Here is a 21,371-nt window from a genome sequence, read left to right as displayed (position 1 = left end):
AGGAACGCAAGCGGTGCTGTCGCAGGTCATTGCAACGAAAGCGGTTGTCCGCAGGGGGAGAGGGTTGTCGCAGAAACTCAAGCCACCACAATCCATTGTGGGAGCCAGCCTGCTGGCGATGGCTGTCTTTCATTCAACATTGATGTTGGCTGACAGACCGCTATCGCCAGCAGGCTGGCTCCCACAGTGGGTCCTCATGAGTCAGTGACATTGGGGGTTGGCTGGTCTGTGAAGACAGATGAATTGATTGAGAAGACCAGCAAGCCGGGCGCCTTGCTTGCACCATCGGAACGGTATTCGAACAACAATTAGAGAGAGACCGTGCGATGAAGAAAATCCGTGTAGTGCTGACGGTGTCAGTGTTGGCCGCCAGCATTGTCGGTGGGCTGCAATGGTCGCGAGGTCAAAGCGGCCTTCATCTGCAAGCGGTCGACAACAGCGCCGGGCAGGGCGGCCAGAAAGCCGCGACGGAGGCGACCATCGCCGCCAACGCGAACACCGCGCACAGCATGCCGCCTGTTGATCCGCTGGTAGAAGCGGACATCCAGCGCGGTTTCATCGCCAGCCTGCCGGACGCCGAGACCACCGCCGCCGACGGTCACGTGGTCTACAGCCTCAAAGGCTACGAATTTCTCGACAACGCAAATGCGCCGGCCACGGTCAATCCGAGCCTGTGGCAGCAGGCGCGCAAAAGCATGTCCAACGGGCTGTTCAAGGTCACGGACGGTTTTTATCAGGTGCGCGGTCTCGACCTGACCAACATGACGATCATCGAAGGCAAGACCGGCCTGATCATCATTGACTGCAACCTGGCGACCGAGGTGGCGCACGCTTCGCTGGAGCTGTATTACCAGCACCGGCCGCGCAAACCGGTGGTCGCGGTGTTCTACAACCACAGCCACGTCGATCACTTCGCGGGTATTCGAGGCATCGTCGATGAAGCGGACGTGAAGTCAGGCAAGGTGCAGATCATTGCCCCGGCAGGCTTCATGGAACACGCGGTGGCCGAGAACGTGATGGCCGGCAACGCCATGAGCCGTCGTGCCGAGTACCAGTTTGGCACCACCTTGCCACGCAGCGCCCAGGGCCAGATTGACCTCGGCGGCGCCAAGGCCTTGTCCAACGGCACGATCACCCTGATCCCGCCGACTCTCGAACTCGACCAGCCGGTGCAAACCCTGACCATCGACGGCGTCGAAATCGTCAACATGCTCGCACCCGGCACCGAAGCACCAGCCGAGTTCATCCACTACTTCCCGCAATTCAAAGTGCTCGATACCGGTGAGCTGGCGCTGCCGACCCAGCATCAACTGCTGACATTGCGCGGGGCGTCTATTCGCGATGGCCTGGCCTGGTCGAAATACCTTAACCAGGCGCTGCATCAGTTCGCACCCGGCGCCGACGTTCTGGTGGGGCAGCATGGCTGGCCGGTGTTTGGCCAGGAGCGCGTGGTCAACTACCTGTCCAAGCAACGGGACATGTACAAATGGCTGCACGACCAGTCGTTGCGCCTGATCAACAAGGGCTACAAGCCGGTCGAGATTGCCGAATACATGCGCAGCCACGTGCCGGCGAGCCTGGCCAGTGAAACCTTCACCCATGGTTTTTATGGCTCGGTGCAGCGCAACTCCAAGGCGGTGTATCAGCAATACATGGGCTGGTATGACGCCAATCCAGCCAACATGGATGCCTTGTCCGACGGTGATTACGGCAAGAAATTCGTCGAGTATGGCGGCGGTGCCGACGCCGTGCTGGCCCATGCCCGCACCGACTTTGCCAACGGTCAGTACCGTTGGGTGGCGCAAGCCATGAGCCATTTGATCTTCGCCGAACCGGACAACAAGGCCGCGCGCGAGTTGTCTGCCGATGCCCTGGAACAACTGGGTTATCAGGCCGAGTCGGCCGTGGAACGCAACAGCTACCTGGCGGCCGCCATGGAACAACGCAGCGGCGGCAAGAAAATCGCCTCGCCATTGCGCACCGCCAGCCCGGACATGCTGCGCTCGCTAACTATCGACAACATTTTTGATTACCTGGGTGTGCGCCTGAAGGCGCCGGATGTCGAGGGCAAGCACATTGTCCTGAACTGGAACTTCACCGATGTCGGGCCTGACGGCAAGCGCTACATGCTCAACCTGGAGAACTCGGCGTTGACCTATGTCCCTGATTACAACGCCGACAAGGCCGACGCCACGCTGTCCCTGACTCGCGAAACGCTGAACGCCATTCTCGCGGAGAAGCTGTCGCCGATTGAGGCGGTGATCAAAGGTCAGCTGAAGATCGACGGCAGCAAGATCGCGGTCTATGACGTATTGGGCTCGCTGGACAAATTCTCGCCCGACTTTGAATTGATCGGCCCCAATGCGCCTGCACAATAGGATGACGACCATGAACTTGCCTCTCGCTGATGAAGCGCACGCGCTGTTCGTACCGGCCTCGGCGCGGGTCGCGGCGGTGCTTGCCCGTCAACAGGCTGCCTCGTTGTCCGAGGGGCCGCCGTCCGCCGAACTGCGCATCGAGCGGATCAACCGGGTGATCAACCTGTTGCTGGACAACCAGCAAGCGCTCTGCGACGCCCTGGCCAAGGACTTCACCTGGCGCAGTCACGATCAGTCGCTGCTGGCGGATGTGCTGTTGCCGGTACAGGGCCTGAAATATGCGCGTGATCGCGTGCGCCAGTGGATGCGTCCGCAGCGCCGTAAAGCCGAACTGGGCAGCGGCTGGTTGGGCGCCAAGGCTGAAATCCATTTTCAGCCGCTGGGCACGATCGGCATCATCTCGCCGTGGAATTTTCCGATTGCCATCGCGCTGGGGCCATTGGCCGAAGCGCTGGCGGCGGGTAACCGCGCGATTCTGCTGTTTTCCGATCAGTCGCCGGCCACGGCCAGCCTGCTGATCGAATTGCTGGCCAGGCAGTTCGACGACACCGAAGTGGCCGGTTTTATCGGCGGTGCCGAGTTGGGCGCGGCGTTTTCCGCGCTGCCGCTGGATCACCTGGTGTTTACCGGCAGCCCGCGGGTCGGGCGGTTGGTGATGCGTGCGGCGGCGGAAAACCTGACACCACTGACTCTGGAACTGGGCGGCAAGTCGCCGACCATCATCGGTCGCGGCGCCGATCTGCAAAACGCTGCCAAACGCATCTGGGGCGGGAAGGGCGTCAGCGCCGGGCAGGCCTGCATCGCCCCCGATTATGTGTTTGTGCACGAGGACGACCTCGAGCGCTTGTTGACCTTCATGCAGGTCGAAATGCAGCGCCTGTTCCCGACGCTGCTGAACAATCCGGACTACACGGCCATGGCGACGCCCGGGCAATACCAGCGGATGCAAGCCTGTCTGCAAGACGCCCGTGAACACTGTGTCAGGGTGATCGAGGTCAATCCGGCTAACGAGGACTTGAGCGCTTCACGCAAGATCGCGCCGACCCTGGTGGTTGATCCGCCGGACTCGACGCGGGTGATGCAGGAAGAAGTGTTCGGCCCGTTGCTGCCGATTCGCGGCTATCGCGATATCAAGGAAGTGCTTGAATACATCAATGCGCATCCAAGGCCCCTGGCCCTGTATTACTTCGGTGACAACCGCGCGGAAGCGAAGCATGTGCTGGAACGTACCCATTCCGGGGGGGCGTGCATCAATGAAGTGATGCAGCACTTGTTTCAGACTGACTTGCCATTCGGTGGGTGTGGGCATTCGGGGTTTGGTCGTTATCGGGGTGGATACGGGTTCAAGGCATTCAGCCTGGAGCGCTCGGTGTTCACGCCGCCACGGGTTGATGTGATGGGGTTGTTGCGCCCGCCGTACGGCCGACTGTTTCGCCGGGTCATCGGCGCTCTATTGAAACCCTGACCCAAGCCACACACAGATCAAAATGTGGGAGCGGGCTTGCTCGCGAAGGCGGCGTGTCAGTCAACATCTTTATTGAATGTGATGGCCCTTTCGCGAGCAAGCCCGCTCCCACATTTGATCGCAGTGGGACATAGATTTTTGTGACAGACGAAATTCCCCCTGTAGGAGTGAGCCTGCTCGCGATAGGGCCGGAACATTCAACAGAGATGTTGACTGACAGACCGCTATCGCGAGCAGGCTCACTCCTACAAAAACAAAGGAACCCGCGAATGCTCCCGTTGAAGCCGCTTGCCCTGGCCCTGTGTTGCCTGACCTTCGGCACCCAATGTTTCGCCGCCCCCAAACAGCCGAACATCGTGGTGCTGGTCGCCGACGACTGGGGCTACAGTGATGTCGGTTCATTCGGCAGCGAAATCGCCACGCCGAACATCGACACCCTGGCCCGCGAAGGCGTGCGCTTTTCCGATTTCCATGTGACGGCCTCCTGCTCGCCGACGCGTTCGATGCTGCTGACCGGCGTCGACAACCACCGCAACGGTGTCGGCAATATGCCGGAAACCATGCCCGAAGAACACTTGGGCAAACCCGGTTACAGCGGTGTGCTCAACGACAATGCGATCACCGTCGCCAGCCGGCTGAAGGAGGGCGGTTACCGCACTTACATCACCGGTAAATGGCACTTGGGCAAAACCCCGGACAGCTTGCCGAACAACCGTGGTTTCGACCGCTCGTTCATCCAGGCCGACAGCGGCTCGGACAACTGGGAAGAACGACCGTACGCGCCGCTGTACGACAAGGCCGCCTGGTTCGAGAACGGCCATCCGGCGCATCTGCCCAAGGACTATTACTCCTCGACCTTCATCGTTGACAAGGCGCTGGAATACATCGAGAAAGACCGGCAGGACAGCAGGCCGTTTTTCGCCTACCTGGGCTTTCAGGCCAACCACGTGCCGGTCCAGGCACCCAAGGCGATCATCGACAAGTACCAGGGACGCTATGACGCTGGCTGGACCGCATTGCGCAACGAGCGCCGCGACAAGGCGGTGGAACTGGGCCTGATCCCGGCGGGTGTCGGCATGCAGACCATGGCCAGTACCGCTGACTGGAACGCACTGGATGAACATGACAAACGCTACGAAGCGCGACGCATGGAAGTCTACGCCGGCATGGCGGAAACCATGGACCAGGAAATCGGCCGCTTCATCCAGCACCTGAAAGACACCGGCGAATACGACAACACCGTGTTCGTGTTCCTGTCCGATAACGGCAGCGAACCCACCGACCCGTACGCCATCCCCGCCCTGCGGCTGTGGCTGGAAATGAACTACACCCGTCAGCTCGATCGCCTGGGCAGCAAGGGTGCCTTCACCAGCATCGGCCCGAGTTGGGCCAGCGCCGCTGCGTCGCCGTTGAGCGGCTACAAGTTCTTTGCCGGCGAGGGCGGCTTGCGTACGCCGTTGATCGTTGCCGGTATCCCCGGTAGCCAGAGCAATCACATCACCAAAGCTTTCACCCATGTCACCGACATTGCCCCGACCTTGCTGGAAGTGGCCGGAGTGCCGGTGCAGAACGGTCAGTTTCAGGGGCGATCCGTGGAACCGATGATCGGCAACAGCCTGGTGCCGGTACTCACCGGCGCCACGGACCGCGTGCACCCCGAAGACCAGGCCATCGGCTATGAGTTGTCAGGCAGCGCTGCACTGTTCAAAGGCGATTACAAACTGGTCAAAAGCCTCAAACCCGTGGGCAACGAGCAATGGCACCTCTACAACATCGTCACCGATCCCGGTGAGGTCAACGACCTGCAACTGCAAATGCCCGAGCGCTTTGTGGCCATGCAGGCCGACTACGCCGAGTACGCCCGGGTCAATGGCGTGCTGCCGATGCCAGTCGGTTATGACTACATGCACCAGGGGCAGTTGTATGCCTTGAAACACGTGGTCATTCCCAAGCTCAGGGCTGCCGCGCCACCCGTGGTGGCGGTGCTGGTGTTGCTGGTGGGCGTGCTGGTGTGGCGCCGTCGTCGTCGTCGCCGCAAGCAGGTAGCTTGAATATGACTGACAAACTCGATGAATCCGGCCGCCGGTTGATTCACCGGCGCACGGTGGAGTGCCAGGGATTCTTGCGTGCCGATGGCTTGTGGGATATCGAAGGGCGGCTGAGCGACAGCAAGACTCATCCGGTGACGCTTGCAGAAGGCCGCGCCGTCGAAACGGGCCAGACGTACCACGGCATGTGGATACGCCTGACTCTGAACGATGACTTCATCGTGCAGGACGTGCAGGTAACGATGCCGGACGTGCCCACCAGCCAGTGTCGCGGGGCAATGCCGGGTTATCAGAAGTTGATAGGTGAGCGCATCGGCCCGGGGTTTTCGCGGCGGATCAAGGAGCTGTTCGGCGGGATCGGCGGTTGCGTGCATTTGACCGAGTTGTTGCTGCCGATCGCGACCACGGCGTTCCAGACCATTCCTATGGCGCGCTCATTGGTCGCGCCGCGCACGCCGGCGGATGTCGATGCTTATCGCAATGCCAGGGGGGCGTTGCTCAACACCTGTCATGCGTTGCGAGAGGACAGTCCAATTGCGGTGTTTCTGAAAGACTGATGTGGCGAGGGAGCTTGCTCCCGCTGGACTGCGCAGCAGTCCCCTTCTATTTTTTGGGTGAAGAGGGGCCGCTTCGCGACCCAGCGGGAGCAAGCTCCCTCGCCACGGTTAGTGCCTGGCCCACTTAAAACGGCGGGCTAAAAGAGCCAGATGTCTGTCAGTTAAAACGCAAAACCTGTGGGAGCGAGCCTGCTCGCGATGGCGTCGGGTCAGGAACATTTATGTTGACTGACACTCCGCTATCGCGAGCAGGCTCGCTCCCACAGGGGATGGTGGAACTCGGGGCCTTTGGCCCCGATTATTCAGATCAATCGCTGGATCTGCTCTTCACTCAAGCCTGCCTTGCGCAGAATGCTTGTGCTGTGTTCGCCACGAACCGGCACCTTGCCGGCAGCCGAAGGCGTCGTGGAAAACCGTGGCGCGGGTGCCGCTTGCAACACGCCATCCGTGCGCGAATACACGCCGCGTTCGACCATGTGCGGATGGTCCAGGGCTTCGGCCGGTGTCAGTACCGGGGCGAAGCACGCATCGGTGCCTTCCAGCAGGTCGATCCAGTGCTGGCGCGGCTGGCTGGCAAACACCGCTTCCAGGCGCTTGCGCAATGGCCCCCACTGGCGCGGATCGTACGGGCTCTTGAAGTCCGGGTCGTCACCCAATCCCAGCTTGCTGAACAGCAAGGCGTTGAACTGCGGCTCAAGGGCTTGCACGCTGACGAACAAACCGTCGGCGCAGGCGTACGTGCGGGCCCAATGGGCGCCGTCGAGCAACCCGCGACCGCGTTCCAGTGGCTGTTGACCGGCGGAGTGCGCGGACAACAACAGGTTCATCAGGTTGGCGCTGCCATCGACAATCGCCGCGTCCACCACTTGGCCGACGCCGTTGGTGCTGGCGTTGATGATCCCCGCCAGAATGCCCATCGCCAGGTACAACGCACCGCCGCCCAGATCACCCACCAACGTCGGCGGCGCCATCGGCGGCTGGCCGGCTTCGCCGCTGAACCACAAGGCGCCGGACAGGGCGATGTAGTTGAGGTCGTGGCCGGCGGCCTGGGCCAGCGGACCGTGCTGGCCCCAACCGGTCATGCGGCCGTAGACCAGTCGCGGATTGCGCGCCAGGCACACGTCGGGGCCAAGACCCAGACGCTCCATGACGCCGGGACGCATGCCTTCGATCAGCGCGTCGGCACCCTCGATCAGGCGCAGCACCGCCTCGATGGCGTCGGGGTCCTTGAGGTCGAGGGCAATCGACTGTTTGCCGCGATTGACGATGGCGTGCTTGCCCAGGTCGAGCATGTCGCCGCCCTTGCCGGCGCGTTCCACCAGGATCACCTCGGCGCCCATGTCCGCCAGCAACATGCCGCAAAACGGCCCCGGTCCGATACCGGCAATTTCGACGATACGAACGCCGTCCAATACGCCCATGTGCGTACTCCTTTGGATGTTTTTAAATGAGGGGAGGTTAACGACGCAAAAACAACGCGCTCAGCACGGCATGCAACGCCACCGCCGGCCACAGCAATAAGCCGCCGCCGACCAGCAAGCCGATGTACGCTAGGTACAACGCAATCGCGCCGTTGTAGAACAGCATCGAACGCAGCGCGGCAGGGTTGACCGGTCGTGGCCAACAGGCGATGCCAAGAGCAATCAACGCGATGCCAAAACAACGGGCGATCAGATTGGTAGCGTCCGTTGCGATGCCCAGCAACAGTTGGCTGACCAGCCCCGGCGTGAGCAGCAACGCCACACCGGTCGCCAGTTCGATCACCGCTGAAACCACCAGCAGCTTATGCGGGGTAAGGCTGCGTACTGGATTCATGATCGTCCTTCGAGGAAAGAGAGGCGCTTGCAGCGCGGTCCTGACGAATGAACTCGGCGGCTTTTTCGCCGATCATCACCGTCGCGGCGGTGGTGCTACAGCCAATGATAGTCGGCATGATCGAGGCGTCGACCACGCGCAAACCTTCCAGGCCATGCACCTTCAATCGGGCATCCACCACCGCCAGCTCATCGGCGCCCATTTTGCAGGTGCCGATCGGGTGATAGAGGGTGTCGGAACGGTTGCGCAGGACCTGCTCGACTTCGGCGTCGGTGTTCATCGGCGCGTCAATCACGTCCGTCGGGCTGATCGCCTTGAACGCCGGGGTTGCCATGACTCTCTGGATGATGCGGTAGCCTGCGATCAGGGTTTTGATGTCGTCGGGGTGGGTCAGGAACGCCGGGTCGATCAGCGGCGCGACCATCGGGTCGGCGCTCGCCAGGGTCAATTGACCGACGCTTTTCGGGTGCAGCAGGCAGGCATGCAGGCTCAGCCCGTGACCGCGATACAGCGTACGGCCATGGTCGGCGAACATGGCAATGGTCAGCGCCAGCTCGATGTCGGCCTGGGCCAGTTCCGGCGAGGTTTTGACGAAGGCGCAGGCCTCGGCGAAGTTGGTGGTCAGCGGACCGCTGCGCCGACGCCAGTAGCGGATTGCTGCTTTGGCAATGTCCCACGCCCCGGCCAGAGAAAGACCGATCAGGTTGCGCGACTTGACGCGATAGGAGTGCACGTAATCGATGTGATCCACCAGGTTCTGGCCGACCCCTGGCAGTTCGTGAACCACTGGAATATCGAACTTCAGCAGTTGGCTGGTGGGCCCGACACCGGACAACAGCAACAGCTGAGGTGAGTTGAAGGCGCCGGAACTGACGATCAGCTCATGCCGCGCGCGCAAGGTGCGTTTGACCCCGTTCTGCACGAACTCGATGCCCACCGCGCGCTTGCCGTCGAACAGGATGCGCGTGGCGTGGGCGTGGGTTTCGATGTGCAAATTCTGACGATGCCGGTTGGGAGTCAGGTAGGCCTTGGCCGCGCTGCAACGCTGGCCGTCCTTTTGCATCACCTGTACGCGGCCGAAGCCTTCCATGGTCGCGCCGTTCTGGTCGGGGCAGGGCGGATAACCCGCCTGTACTCCGGCCTCGACAAAGGTTTCGCCAAACGGATTGGGCGAGGAATGGAAGCGCACATTGAGCGGGCCGTTCTGGCCATGCAGTTCGTCTTTGAAGTGTTCGTTGTGCTCGGCGCGCTTGAAGAACGGCAGCACCTCCTCATAGCTCCAGCCGGGGTTGCCCAGGGCAGCCCAGCGGTCGAAATCGCGCGGGTGGCCACGGTGATAGGCCATGGCGTTGATCGAAGAACTGCCGCCCAGGGTCTTGCCCCGAGGTTGATAGCCGACGCGGCCGTTCAAGCCCGGCTGCGGCACGGTCTGGTACTGCCAGTTGTTGATTGAGGTCGGCACCATCGCCCCGACGCCGGCCGGCATATGCACCAGCGGATGGCTATCGGGGCCGCCGGCCTCGAGCAGACAGACGGAAATCGACGGATCTTCCGACAGGCGACTGGCAACCACGCAACCGGCCGCGCCCGCGCCTACTACGATGTAATCGAACTCTGCGTTCTGGCTCATGCTGTTCTTCTCTTGTTATTTGATGCATCGCATGAACGCATTGTGGGTATAAGGCCGGCGCTGTACCGGTCAATAGAATCAATTCGCTGGTCAGTGGGGCAGGTGACTATCGCGCCAAGCACTGGAACATCGTGAAAATGCCTGTCACCGAGCATTGACCGATGGACGGGCGGGGGCGAGTATCGGATTTCGCATCCCCAACAGGCAGGCCCATGTCAGGTTCGAAAATGGATACGCCCGGCACCGAAACATTGTTGCGTGAAGAAGCATTGCAGCCCACCACCATCAGCAGTTACACCGTGGCCATCGCCCGCGCGCTGGACGCCAGTGGGGTCGACAGCAAGCGGATTTTCCTCGCAATGGGCATTCCGCTGGGCGTGGCGACCGATCCGATGACCCGCTTGCCGGTCGCGACCATGACCAAGCTGTACCGCGCTTGCGTCGATGTGACCAACAACCCGTATTTCGGCCTGACGGTGGCCAAGCATATTCATCTGACGCACTTGCATGCGTTGGGCTATTCACTGGCGGCCAGCGGCACGTTGCTGGATTTTTGCCGGCGCCTGGAGCGTTATTTTCGCCTGGTGTCCCAGGTTGCCAAGGTCCATGTCACACAGCTGGATGACCTGGTGCTGTTCCGCTGCGATCATCTGCTGGAGTTGTGCTACGAGACTGAGGATGCGTTTTTCGGCTTTCTGATCCGCACCATGCGCCTGCTCTATAAGCAGGAACTCAAGCCGGTACGGATGGAGTTCTGTCGCCCCATGCCCCACGAAGGCGGCGGGCCCTACGAAACGTTGTACCGGTCGCCGGTGTTGTTCGGGCAGGCCAGCAGCCTGATGGTGTTTCACAAGGCGGATATGGTCTATCCGCTCAGCGGTTCATGCCCGGAACTGGCCCAGGTCAACGACAACATCATCATCAGTTACCTTGCGCGCCTGGACAAAAACGATGTGATCACCGGCGTGACCCAGAAGATCATCGAGTTCCTCCCGGACGGCGATTGCACCCGCGACAGGGTTGCTGGCGCGCTGCACATGAGTCCGACCAAGCTGCAGCTCAAACTGTCCCAGCGTGGCACGCATTTCCAGCAACTGCTTGATGACACCCGCAAGGAGCTGGCGTACAGCTACCTGAGCCAGGCATCGCGGCCGGTGACTGAAATCACCTTTCTGTTGGGTTTCAGTGACACCAGCAACTTCACCCGCGCGTTCAAGCGCTGGACCGGGCTGTCGCCCACGGATTTCCGCCTGCAACTCTGAAACACACCCCCCCCAGACAAACAACAATTCCTCTGTAGGAGTGATCCCTGTGGCGAGGGGGCTTGCCCCCGTGTGAGTGCGTAGCTCTCACAATATCCTAGGTGCGATCAGAGATTTTGGGGCTGCTTTGCAGCCCAACGGGGCGATGCGGCGTTCCGACAAGCCCCCTCGCCACAGTGAGCGGAAAGTTGCGCTGACCGATGATTTGGCCCAATTGACCGGCGACCCCCCCACCCCTCGCGATACAACAGTCTCGACCGAATGGTCAGTGCTCCCTAGAGCAGGGCACTCCACCAAAGTCGGCATTTTTTGAATGACTTTTCGTGAAACCACAGAGAAGGCGAGCACGCTAGATGAATAACAACAATAAGATCTGCCATCCAAATCTGCGGCGCGGGCTGCTGGCCTCGGCGGTACTCGCCGGGCTGGGCATGGCGCCGGCGCAGGCGGTTGAATTCGATACGGGTAACGAGGACCTGACGGTTCGTTTCGACAACACCCTGAAATTCAACTACGCCCAGCGCGTAGAGGCACCAAACAGCAAGCTGGCCAACGCGTGGAACAACAACGACGGCGACCGCAACTTTTCTTCCGGCAGCCCGGTCGCCCAGCGTCTCGACGTCATGTCTGAACTGGACGTGGTGTACAAAAAAAAGATGGGCTTTCGGGTCAGCGCCAACAGCTGGTACGACCATGCCTATGACGATATCGGCAGCTACAATCCGTCAACCAACCAGATGAATGACGGCAAAGCTGATTCCAAGCACCAGAGCGGCTATGCCGACCGTTATTACAACGGCCCGTCCTCTGAGATCCTGGACGCCTTTGTGTTCGGCAGCACCGAAATCGGCGACGAGTCGATGCTCAGTGGCAAGGCCGGTAAACACACGGTCTATTGGGGTGAAAGCGTTCTGGCCTTTGCCCACGGCAACAACTATGGCCAATCGGGCCTGGACTTGTCCAAGGCCCTCGCCGTGCCGGGCACCGAAGCCAAAGAGCTGTTCATCCCGCGTAATCAGCTGTCCACCAGCTTCACCGTCAATCCGGAACTGACCCTCTCCGCGCAGTATTTCCTCGATTGGAACGCCGCACGCTTGCCTGAGTCGGGCACCTATCTGGGCTTCAACGATGGCATCCAGAGTGGCGGCCACAACCTGTCCTTGATTGCGGCCCAGAACCCGTTCTTCGGCGTTGCCGGACCCTTGGGTGCGAACCAGTATTTGCGTCTGTCCAACGGTCATACCTTCACGCCAAGCAACAGCGGCGACTTTGGTTTGATGGCCAAGTGGAGCCCGGCATGGCTGGACGGCACCATGGGTGTCTACTACCGCAAGACCTCGGACATCCTGCCCAATCTGGTGCTGCAACCGGGTGCTGTCACACCGGCTGCAATCGCTTCGGGTACGGTCGGCAGCTACAACCAGTTCTACGTGGATGACATCGATGTCTACGGTTTCAGTCTGGCCAAAAACATTGCGGGCGTGAGTGTTGGTTTCGACCTCAACTATCGCCACAACATGCCGCTGTCCAGCGTTCCGGCCACCGTCAACCCGACATTGGGCGCACGCGGAACCCCAGGGTTCATCAGCAGTTTCGATGGCGAAAATGGCGTGGCACGCGGCAACACCGTACACGCGGTGTTGAATGGCCTGACCACCTTCGGCGAAACACCGCTCTGGGATTCCTCCTCGTTGCTGGTTGAACTCGCCTACAGCCGCTGGCTGGACGTGACCGAAAACAAGCAATTGTTCAAAGGTGAGGACTGGTACAACGGCGTCGACAAGGTCACCAAGGACAACTACATCGTCGGTATGAACTTCAACCCGACCTGGTACCAGGTGTTCCCCGGCATCGATATGTTCATGCCAGTCACCTACAACGTCGGCCTCGCGGGCCAGTCGTCCGTGCAACTGGGCGGCAACAAAGGCACCGGCAGCTACTCGGTCGGCGTCGGCATGGATGTGCACAGCCAGTACCGCTTCGACCTCAAGTACGTCGACAACTTTGGCGATTTCGACACCTGTGGTTCTGCCGGCAACGCTTCCGTCCATGGCGATGGCGCCGCGCCCGGTGCCAACGGTCAATACAACTGCGTGCCCGGCCAGACCACTGCGTTTGCCGGTACCGTGGCCCAGCTCAAGGATCGCGGCATGGTCACTTTCACTTTCAAAACCACCCTCTGATCCGAGTGCTGTGAGTTAACAGGAGACACCCCATGAATTTTGCTCAATCGATATTAGCCACCGCCCTGGCGCTGGCCGTCGTCGGCTCCGCCCATGCGGCGGTCAGCGCCGACCAGGCAGCCAAACTGGGCACCAGCCTGACGGCAATCGGTGCCGAGAAAGCGGCCAGCGCCGACGGTCTCATTCCGGCGTACACCGGCGGTCTGACCACGATCCCGGCCGACTTCAAAACCGGCGACTCGTTCCGTCCGGACCCATTCGGTGCCGACAAACCACGCCTGGTCATCACCGGCAAAGAACTGGCGGAACAGAAAGACAAACTCACCGCGACCGCACAGGCGTTGCTCACCCGCTACCCATCGTATCGCCTTGATGTGTACCCGACTCACCGCAGCGTCGCCATGCCTCAGGCCGTCATGGACAACACCGCGAAAAACGCTGTGACGGCCAAGACCACCGATGGCGGCCTGGGTCTGGAAAACTCCCTGCCGGGCGTACCGTTCCCGATCCCCGCTGACGGCTACGAAGCCATGTGGAACCACTTGCAGCGCTATCAAGGCGTGGCAATGACCAACAAGTACGACTCGTGGAACGTCGACTCTTCCGGTACTGCCTCGTTGAGCTCCACGGGCGTGTTCAACATTGAATACCCGCTCTTTGCTCCGTCGCGCCCGGCGGGGCCGGTGACCTCCGATGAAACGTACTACAAGATCAAGCTGACCTACACCGGCCCTGCACGTCGTGCCGGTGAAGCGCTGCTGCTGATGGACTCGGTCAACCCGTTGCAACAACCGCGTCGCGCCTGGCAATACCTGCCAGGGCAACGCCGCGTGAAACTGGCACCGGACCTGGCTTATGACACACCAAACCCGGGTACTGTCGGCGCCGCGACCTATGACGATGCTTTCGTGTTCAACGGTGCGATGGACCGTTACGACTTCAAGCTGGTCGGCAAGAAAGAAATGTATGTGCCGTACAACACCTACAAGCTGAGCTACCACAAAGACGCGACCGACGTGATGAAGGCCAACCACGTCAATCCGGATCTGATGCGCTGGGAGCTGCACCGGGTGTGGGTGGTGGAAGCCACGCTCAAACCGGGCAAGCGTCACATCTACAGCAAACGCACGTTCTACCTCGACGAGGACACCTGGATCGCCCTGGCCTCCGACGAGTATGACGCCCGTGGTCAGCTCTACCGTGGCGGTTTTGCCCATCTGACCTACAGCTACGACGTGAAGGCTCCGGACACCATCAACCACATGACCTACGACCTGATCTCCGGTGCCTACAACGTCAACGGTTTCTACGGTCCTTACGGTGGCTTGAAGTACATCGATCCGCTGTCGAAGGCGCAGTGGTCTGCTGAATCGCTGGCTGGCGCCGGCATCCGCTAAACCCCCGCAATCCAATGTGGGAGCGGGCTTGCTCGCGAAGGCGGTGTATCAGTCGACATCAGTGTTGAATGATAAACCGCCTTCGCGAGCAGGCTCGCTCCCACAAGGGAACCGTGGTGTGCACCGAGATAATAATAATGACGATGATCAAGTGGTTCCTGCTGGCCGCGTTGTCGGCTGCCCTGGCCGTGCCGTTCACCCGTCCGGTGTTCGCCGGCGAATTTGCCGATGTGCTCGACACGCCGGCACTGCCAAGCGAGCTGGCCGCACGGTCGACGCTGACCGGGCTGACCCACGCCGGTGACCGTCTGGTTGCCGTGGGCCAACGTGGCCACATTCTCTATTCCGATGATGCCGGTCAACACTGGCAACAGGCGCAAGTACCGGTCAGTTCCGACCTGGTTGCCGTGAATTTTCCAACACCCCAACAGGGCTGGGCGGTCGGTCACGACGGCGTGGTCCTGCACAGCAGCGACGCGGGCCAGACCTGGACCCGGCAACTGGACGGCCGTCAGGTCGGCCCGATCCTGCTCGAGTACTACCAGCACCAACTCGCCAGCCAACCTGATTCTGCGCACCGACGATGGCGGTCGCCACTGGACGCCGTTGCTCGATCGCACCGACAACCCGAGCGCCCTGAACCTCTACGCGATGCGCCCGGTAGGCGACGATTTGTTCATCGTTGGCGAACAAGGCCTGGTCCTGAAACTGGACCGTGCGAGCGGCCGGTTCAACGCGATGCCGACACCGTACAACGGCAGCTTTTTTGGCATCACCGGCAAGCCGGGTGCGGCGCTGGTGTTCGGTCTGCGCGGCAACGTATTTCGCAGCACTGACAGTGGCGTGACCTGGAACAAAATCGAACTGGGCTTGCCCCTGAGCATCACCGCCAGCTCCGTCACGGCCGATGGCCGCATCGTGCTGGTCAGTCAGGCCGGCCATGTATTGGTCAGCAGCGACGACGGCGCAAGTTTTCATCTTCAACCCACCACCACGATGGCCCCGGTGGCTGCCGCCCAATTGGCCAATGGCAGCTCGCTGGTGCTTGCAGGCACCCGTGGCCTGCGCCAATTGCCTCTCGAATAAGCCCGGCATCACAAAGAGAACACCAAGATGGGTCACTACGAATCCGAAACAATGCCGGTTATCCGCGAGCTCAAGGGCTTCGACGTGCGCTCCGGTAACGCCCTGGAACGGCTGATCTTCAACAACCGCGTGTGGGTGGTGCTGGCCTGTCTGCTGGTGACGATTGCGCTGAGCCACTTCGCCGCGACCCGGCTGACGCTCAATGCCAGCTTCGAAAAGATGATCCCGCAGAGCCAGCCGTACATCAAAAACTACCTGGAAAACCGTCAGGCCCTGCGTGGCCTGGGCAACGCGGTGCGGGTGGTGGTGGAGAGCAGCAACGGCGATATTTTCGATCCGCACTACCTCGACGCCCTGAAAGAGATCAACGACGAACTGTTCGTCACGCCGGGCGTCGACCGCGCCTGGATGAAGTCGCTGTGGACCCCAGCGGTGCGCTGGACGGAGGTCACCGAACAAGGCTTCCAGGGCGGCCCGGTGATGCCGGATTCCTATGACGGTTCGGCGCAAAGCGTGGCGCAGCTGCGGCAGAACATCGCCCGCTCGGGGATTGTCGGCAGCCTGATCGGCAACAACTTCAAGTCGAGCATGATCTTTGTTCCGCTGCTGGAGAAAGACCCGGTCACCGGGCAGGCCATCGATTACCACCAGTTCTCCAAAACGCTGGAAGAGAAACTGCGCGACAAATACGAATTCGAAGGCAGCGTTCGCGTGTCGGACGAAGAGGGCAAAGGCCCGATCAAGATCCGCGTGATCGGCTTCGCCAAACTGGTGGGCGACCTGCTCGACGGCCTGATGCAAGTGATGATGTATTTCGGCGCCGCGGCGGTGATTGCCACGGCCATCATCTTCTACTTCACCCGTTGTGTACGCAGTACCGCGCTGGTGATTCTCTGCTCGGTCATCGCGGTGGTCTGGCAGCTAGGGTTGGTCGCGCTGTTCGGTTTTGCGCTGGACCCTTTCTCGATTCTGGTGCCGTTTCTGGTGTTCGCCATCGGTGTGTCCCACGGCGCGCAGAAGATGAACGGGATCATGCAGGACGTCGGCCGTGGCACTCATCAACTGGTCGCCGCACGTTACACGTTCCGGCGCTTGTTCCTCGCCGGCCTCACGGCATTGCTGGCTGATGCCGTCGGTTTTGCGGTGTTGATGCTGATCGACATTCCGGTGATTCAGGACCTGGCCATCACCGCGAGCATCGGTGTCGCGGTGCTGATTTTCACCAATCTGGTGCTGCTGCCGGTATTGCTCTCGTACTGGGGCGTGAGCCGCAAGGCCGCCGAGCGCAGTTTGCGCGCCGAGAACAAAGAGCTGCGTGGCAAAGGCATCGGCGCGCTGTGGAGTTTCCTCGACAAGTTCACCGAGCGCCGCTGGGCCACCATCGCGGTGAGCGTGGCGGCTGTGCTGGCGGTGGGCGGGATTGTCGTCAGCCATCATCTGAAGATCGGTGACCTCGACCCTGGCGCTCCGGAGCTGCGATCCGACTCGCGCTACAACCGTGACAACGCCTACATCACCACTAACTATTCGCTGTCCAGCGACCAGTTCGCAATCATGCTCAAGACCCCGAGCGAGGGCTGCCTGAAATACCAGTCGCTGGTGGAAGCCGATCGCCTGGCCTGGCTGTTGCAGCAGATTCCGGGCGTGCAAACCACGGTGTCGCTGACCAACGCGGTGCGCCAGATCACGGCGGGTTCCTATGAAGGCAACCCGAAAATGCTGACCATCGCGCGCAATCAGGACGTACTCAACTACGGCGCGCAGCAGGCCTCGGTCAGCAGCCCGGACCTGTTCAACAACGATTGCTCGATGATGCCGATCGTGGCGTACCTGTCCGATCACAAGGCCGAAACCCTTGACCGCGTGGTGCAAGTGGCCGAAACCTTCGCCCGCGAACACAGCAACGGTGACCGCCAGTTCATGCTCGCTGCCGGCAGTGCCGGGATTGAAGCGGCGACCAACATCGTCGTGCGTGACGCTAACCGCACCATGCTGCTGTACGTGTACGGCGCGGTGATTGTGTTGTGCTTCATCACCTTCCGCAGCTGGCGTGCGGTGGTGGTGGCCGTGGTGCCGCTGATGCTGACCTCGATCCTGTGCGAAGCGCTGATGGTCTGGCTGGGCATGGGCGTCAAAGTCGCCACGCTGCCGGTGATTGCGCTCGGTGTGGGGATCGGCGTGGATTACGCGTTGTACCTGTTGAGCGTGCAACTGGCGCAGCAACGTGCCGGGATGTCGCTGACCGAGGCGTATCGCAACGCCGTAGCGTTTACCGGGAAAGTGGTGGCGCTGGTCGGGATTACCCTGGCCGCTGGTGTCATCACCTGGGCCTGGTCGCCGATCAAGTTCCAGGCCGACATGGGCATTCTGCTGACGTTCATGTTCATCTGGAACATGGTCGGGGCGTTGGTGCTGATCCCGGCGCTGTCGCACTTCCTGTTGCGCAAAGTGAAATAGGCCGGGGCCCGGTCAGGCGTCGCGCAACAGGTCGTTGGCGTTGAGGATGTCGTAGGCGATTTCCGGTCTTTTCTCAAGGCCACGGCGGATGGCGGCCGGGATCGACTGGCGGGTTTTGCGGCACAGTCCCGGCTGCTCGCCGAGGGTGATGCCGATGCCGCGCATGGTCCGCACTTCATTGAAGCTGGGGGCAATCTCGACGCGGATGCCCAGCTGCTCGAACATCCGCTGTTGCAGGCGTTCGAGGTCGGCCAGGCTCTGGAGGTTTTCCAGGCGGTCGAGCAGGCGCTTTTCTTCCGGGCGGGTCAGAAACAGGATACGCACGTCCGCGCCCGGTGTTTCCAGCAGCGGGTCACGCCCGCAGGTGCAGGCGCCGGGCGGGCAGGGTGAGCGGATCGAAACAGGGGTCGTCATGGGCCCTAATCATAGAGCGCTCCAATCCGGTTTGCCCATAGCTGAATCGTCAGTCCGAGAGATCAGTCGTCGGGATGATCTGCCCGTCCTCGACCGCCACATTGCTGGCGGTTTTCTTTTCCCGTCGATCACTCATCCAGGTGTTCAGCTTCTCACCGAATTCGGCCGGGGCCTTGCGCCCGACTCTTCTGGCGAGGTCGAGAATGGTCTGCTGGGCGAGCGCTTCTTCCATGCGTTTTTGCGCGGTCATCATCACCGCGTGCACCGCGCAAGGGCCGTCGAGGGCCCACGGCGGCGGGGTTCCGTCGAACAAGGCGCAACGCCCGCGAATCTCGCGGCAATCGAAGATCAGTTTCTTGCCATCGATGGCGTTGACGATATCCAGCACGCTGATTTCGTCCGCCGGCCGGGCCAGTTTGAACCCGCCGCGCACGCCTTCGGTGGCGACCACCAATTTGGCCTTGGCCAGTCGGGTGAAGATCTTGGCCAGGTAATCCAGCGGCACGCCTTGCAATTCGGCGAGGTCGCGCACACTCGCCTCACGGCTGTCGCCGTAATCGCCTACCAAAAAAATCAGGCAGTGAATGCCGTATTCAACGCCCGCACTGTAAAGAGACATCGGGATCTCCGACTGAATGAGTCGCCAATGTTAACAGCCGATGGTTAGGTGGGCAACAATCCATGCTGATCGCTATCTGCCCCGTGTTGCTTATAGATAAAAGCTGTTGGCGGGATTTTCGAGGTATTGAAGTGGATGATGGCAGCCATCGTAAAAAGGATATTGCACATGTAAACTCGGATAACTATAGTCGCCGTTGTCCGCTCGGCAACGAGCTCAGTCTTTGGTCATTCTCGGAGTTAAAACAATGAAACAGCACATTCTGGTTATCGGCGCAGGCTTCGGCGGCATGTGGACGGCGTTGAGCGCAACCCGTCTGTTCGACCTTCATGATCACAACGGCGTCGAGGTCACGGTATTGGCGCCCCAGGCCGAGCTGCGCGTGCGTCCGCGCTTCTACGAACCGAACGCTCATCAACTGGCGGCACCCATCGGTGAGCTGTTCGATGCCGTCGGTGTGAAGTTCATCAAGGGCGCCGCCGAGACCATCGACGTGCAGCAGAAAAGTGTCGGCTACACTGATGCTTCAGGCACCCTGCAGGCCGTCAGCTACGACAAACTCGTTCTGGCGACCGGCAGCCGTCTGGCCCAGTCGAACACTCCGGGCGTGTCCGAACATGCCTTTGATGTGGACCAGATCGAACAGGCCATGCGTCTGGAAAACCACCTCAAATCCCTGGCAAACCAGCCAGAAAGCAAAGCCCGCAACACCGTGGTGGTGGCCGGCGGCGGTTTCACCGGGATTGAAACGGCGACTGAAATGCCGGCGCGTCTGCGGGCAATCCTCGGTGAGAGCGCCGACATTGAAGTGATCATCATCGACCGTGGCGAAAAGATCGGGGCTTCGATGGGCGCCGAAATCAGCCAGTCGATTGCCGAGGCGAGCGCTGAACTGGGGGTGAAATGGCGCGTGAAGTCGTCGGTAGCTGCGGTCGATGCGGACGGTGTGACCCTGGCCGACGGTCAGCGCATCGAGGCCAATACCGTGATCTGGACCACCGGTGTGCGCGCCAGCTCGCTGACCGAGCAAATCCCTGCCGAGCGTGATGGCCAAGGCCGTCTGCACGTGGACAGCCATCTGAAAGTCATTGGCCAGGACGACATCTTTGCCACGGGTGATGTGGCTTACGCGGCCTGCGACGATATCGGCAATTTCGCGATGATGACCTGCCAGCACGCCATCTCGCTGGGGCGTCACGCCGGTAACAACGTGGCGGCGCAGATTCTGGGCGTGGACCCGACGCCGTACAGCCAACCCAAGTACGTGACATGCCTGGACCTGGGCGCCTGGGGCGCGGTCTATACCGAGGGTTGGGATCGTCAAATCAAACTGGTCAAGCAGGAAGGCAAAAACCTGAAGACGCAGATCAACACCGTGTGGATCTACCCACCGGCAGCCGACCGTGCCGCCGCGTTGGCCGCAGCGGATCCGATGATTCCGGTGGCTTGATAGCGCCCCAATGAAAAATCCCGCTCAGGTGACCTTGAGCGGGATCTTTTTTTGTATATGGAAAGCTAGATGCGGAAAGCCTGGCGGCCGACCAGCAACCATTTGCCATCCTTCTTCTGCCAGATCTGGAAGTTCTCGATTTCGGTCGGAATCACTTCGGTACCCTTGAGTGCCTGGGCCGAGAAATGATTGCGCACCAACGCTACGTCGCCGGAAACGTTGATGGTCTGGTTTTGCATTTCAAGGGTTTTGAAGGCGCTTCTGCCGGTTTCGATGTCGGCGATGAAGTCGTTCTTGTCCTGAACCTTGCCGCTGGAATGCCCGTAGGTCAGGTTCTCGGCGGTCAGCGTTTTAAGTTCGGAAATGTTCTTGTGCAGCATGGCTTGCGTCAGATGGTCGACGGCGCTGGCGACCTCCTTCTCGCCCGGTGCCGGGGCGGCGGCGACATAGCCACTGAAGAGGCATAGAAAACCGACCAGCAGTTTGACGTTCTTCATAGGTGTTTCCTTGTTGTTATGGGAAAGGGTGACTCGTCGGTCATCGTACAACCTCTAAAGCGTTTAGAGAATACCCGGCACGACCCTTGTTCAAGGTCGTGCACGGGCAGCGG

General features: G+C 60.8%; 15 protein-coding genes and 1 pseudogene. 10 read left to right on the top strand and 6 right to left on the bottom strand.

The features are described 5' to 3' along the window. Positions 1-326 precede the first annotated feature (326 nt). The 4 genes from BK660_RS28175 (at position 327) to BK660_RS28155 (ending at position 6,448) form a co-directional block, all read left to right on the top strand. Positions 327-2,378, top strand: coding sequence for an alkyl/aryl-sulfatase (locus tag BK660_RS28175; RefSeq protein WP_123436103.1), 2,052 nt, complete (start codon positions 327-329; stop codon positions 2,376-2,378). 10 nt (positions 2,379-2,388) lie between these two features. Then, on the top strand, positions 2,389-3,843 hold the full coding sequence (locus tag BK660_RS28170) for a coniferyl aldehyde dehydrogenase (RefSeq protein ID WP_123436102.1): 1,455 nt from the start codon (positions 2,389-2,391) through the stop codon (positions 3,841-3,843). A gap of 269 nt (positions 3,844-4,112) precedes the next feature. Beyond that, positions 4,113-5,894, top strand: coding sequence for an arylsulfatase (locus BK660_RS28160; RefSeq protein ID WP_123436101.1), 1,782 nt, complete (start codon positions 4,113-4,115; stop codon positions 5,892-5,894). Positions 5,895-5,896: 2 nt separating this feature from the next. Next, positions 5,897-6,448, top strand: coding sequence for a DUF2889 domain-containing protein (locus BK660_RS28155; RefSeq protein ID WP_123436100.1), 552 nt, complete (start codon positions 5,897-5,899; stop codon positions 6,446-6,448). 302 nt (positions 6,449-6,750) lie between these two features. Here the strand turns inward: BK660_RS28155 and BK660_RS28150 are convergent, their stop codons facing one another. Genes BK660_RS28150 through BK660_RS28140 form a run of 3 tightly spaced genes read right to left on the bottom strand, consistent with a single transcriptional unit; the run spans position 6,751 to position 9,893 of the window. After that, complete coding sequence (locus BK660_RS28150; RefSeq protein ID WP_123436099.1) at positions 6,751-7,869, bottom strand: CaiB/BaiF CoA transferase family protein; 1,119 nt, start codon at positions 7,867-7,869, stop codon at positions 6,751-6,753. Positions 7,870-7,906: 37 nt separating this feature from the next. Next, the gene (locus BK660_RS28145) at positions 7,907-8,263 is read right to left on the bottom strand and encodes a hypothetical protein (protein ID WP_123436098.1); all 357 of its coding nucleotides are present in this window, start codon (positions 8,261-8,263) and stop codon (positions 7,907-7,909) included. Next, positions 8,232-9,893 carry a GMC family oxidoreductase gene (locus tag BK660_RS28140; protein ID WP_123436097.1) on the bottom strand — a complete coding sequence of 554 codons (1,662 nt, stop codon included), beginning with the start codon at positions 9,891-9,893 and terminating at the stop codon, positions 8,232-8,234. The genes BK660_RS28145 and BK660_RS28140 overlap by 32 nt, the downstream gene beginning before the upstream one ends. 212 nt (positions 9,894-10,105) lie before the next feature. Here BK660_RS28140 and BK660_RS28135 point away from each other — a divergent pair, with 212 nt between their 5' ends. The 5 genes and pseudogenes from BK660_RS28135 to BK660_RS28115 all read left to right on the top strand — a co-directional run bounded on the left by BK660_RS28135 (position 10,106) and on the right by BK660_RS28115 (position 18,278). Further along, positions 10,106-11,155 (top strand): AraC family transcriptional regulator, encoded by a 1,050-nt coding sequence (locus BK660_RS28135; RefSeq protein ID WP_123436096.1) that lies wholly within the window; start codon positions 10,106-10,108, stop codon positions 11,153-11,155. Between the two features lie 353 nt (positions 11,156-11,508). Further along, positions 11,509-13,338, top strand: coding sequence for a DUF1302 domain-containing protein (locus BK660_RS28130; RefSeq protein ID WP_123436095.1), 1,830 nt, complete (start codon positions 11,509-11,511; stop codon positions 13,336-13,338). Between the two features lie 32 nt (positions 13,339-13,370). Next, entirely contained in the window at positions 13,371-14,735 is a 1,365-nt protein-coding gene (locus tag BK660_RS28125) for a DUF1329 domain-containing protein (protein WP_123436094.1), read from the top strand. A 137-nt stretch (positions 14,736-14,872) separates the two neighbouring features. Then, positions 14,873-15,821, top strand: a pseudogene (locus tag BK660_RS28120) (WD40/YVTN/BNR-like repeat-containing protein). 27 nt (positions 15,822-15,848) lie between these two features. Further along, complete coding sequence (locus BK660_RS28115) at positions 15,849-18,278, top strand: efflux RND transporter permease subunit (RefSeq protein ID WP_123436093.1); 2,430 nt, start codon at positions 15,849-15,851, stop codon at positions 18,276-18,278. A 12-nt stretch (positions 18,279-18,290) separates the two neighbouring features. Here the strand turns inward: BK660_RS28115 and BK660_RS28110 are convergent, their stop codons facing one another. Next, positions 18,291-18,692, bottom strand: coding sequence for a hypothetical protein (locus BK660_RS28110; protein ID WP_123436092.1), 402 nt, complete (start codon positions 18,690-18,692; stop codon positions 18,291-18,293). A gap of 49 nt (positions 18,693-18,741) precedes the next feature. Beyond that, entirely contained in the window at positions 18,742-19,311 is a 570-nt protein-coding gene (locus BK660_RS28105) for an RrF2 family transcriptional regulator (RefSeq protein WP_123436091.1), read from the bottom strand. Between the two features lie 247 nt (positions 19,312-19,558). Between BK660_RS28105 and BK660_RS28100 the strand changes: the two genes are divergently transcribed. Continuing rightward, entirely contained in the window at positions 19,559-20,761 is a 1,203-nt protein-coding gene (locus BK660_RS28100; RefSeq protein WP_123436090.1) for an NAD(P)/FAD-dependent oxidoreductase, read from the top strand. Positions 20,762-20,826: 65 nt separating this feature from the next. On the opposite strand, the gene BK660_RS28095 is transcribed toward BK660_RS28100, so the two are convergent. Further along, on the bottom strand, positions 20,827-21,258 hold the full coding sequence (locus tag BK660_RS28095; protein ID WP_123436089.1) for a nuclear transport factor 2 family protein: 432 nt from the start codon (positions 21,256-21,258) through the stop codon (positions 20,827-20,829). Positions 21,259-21,371: the final 113 nt, after the last annotated feature.

Source organism: Pseudomonas brassicacearum (genome assembly GCF_003732265.1).
GTDB classification, from domain to species: domain Bacteria; phylum Pseudomonadota; class Gammaproteobacteria; order Pseudomonadales; family Pseudomonadaceae; genus Aquipseudomonas; species Aquipseudomonas brassicacearum_D.
The sequence above is the reverse complement of the archived record's forward strand: the minus strand, read 5'-3'. Positions and strand labels throughout refer to the sequence as shown.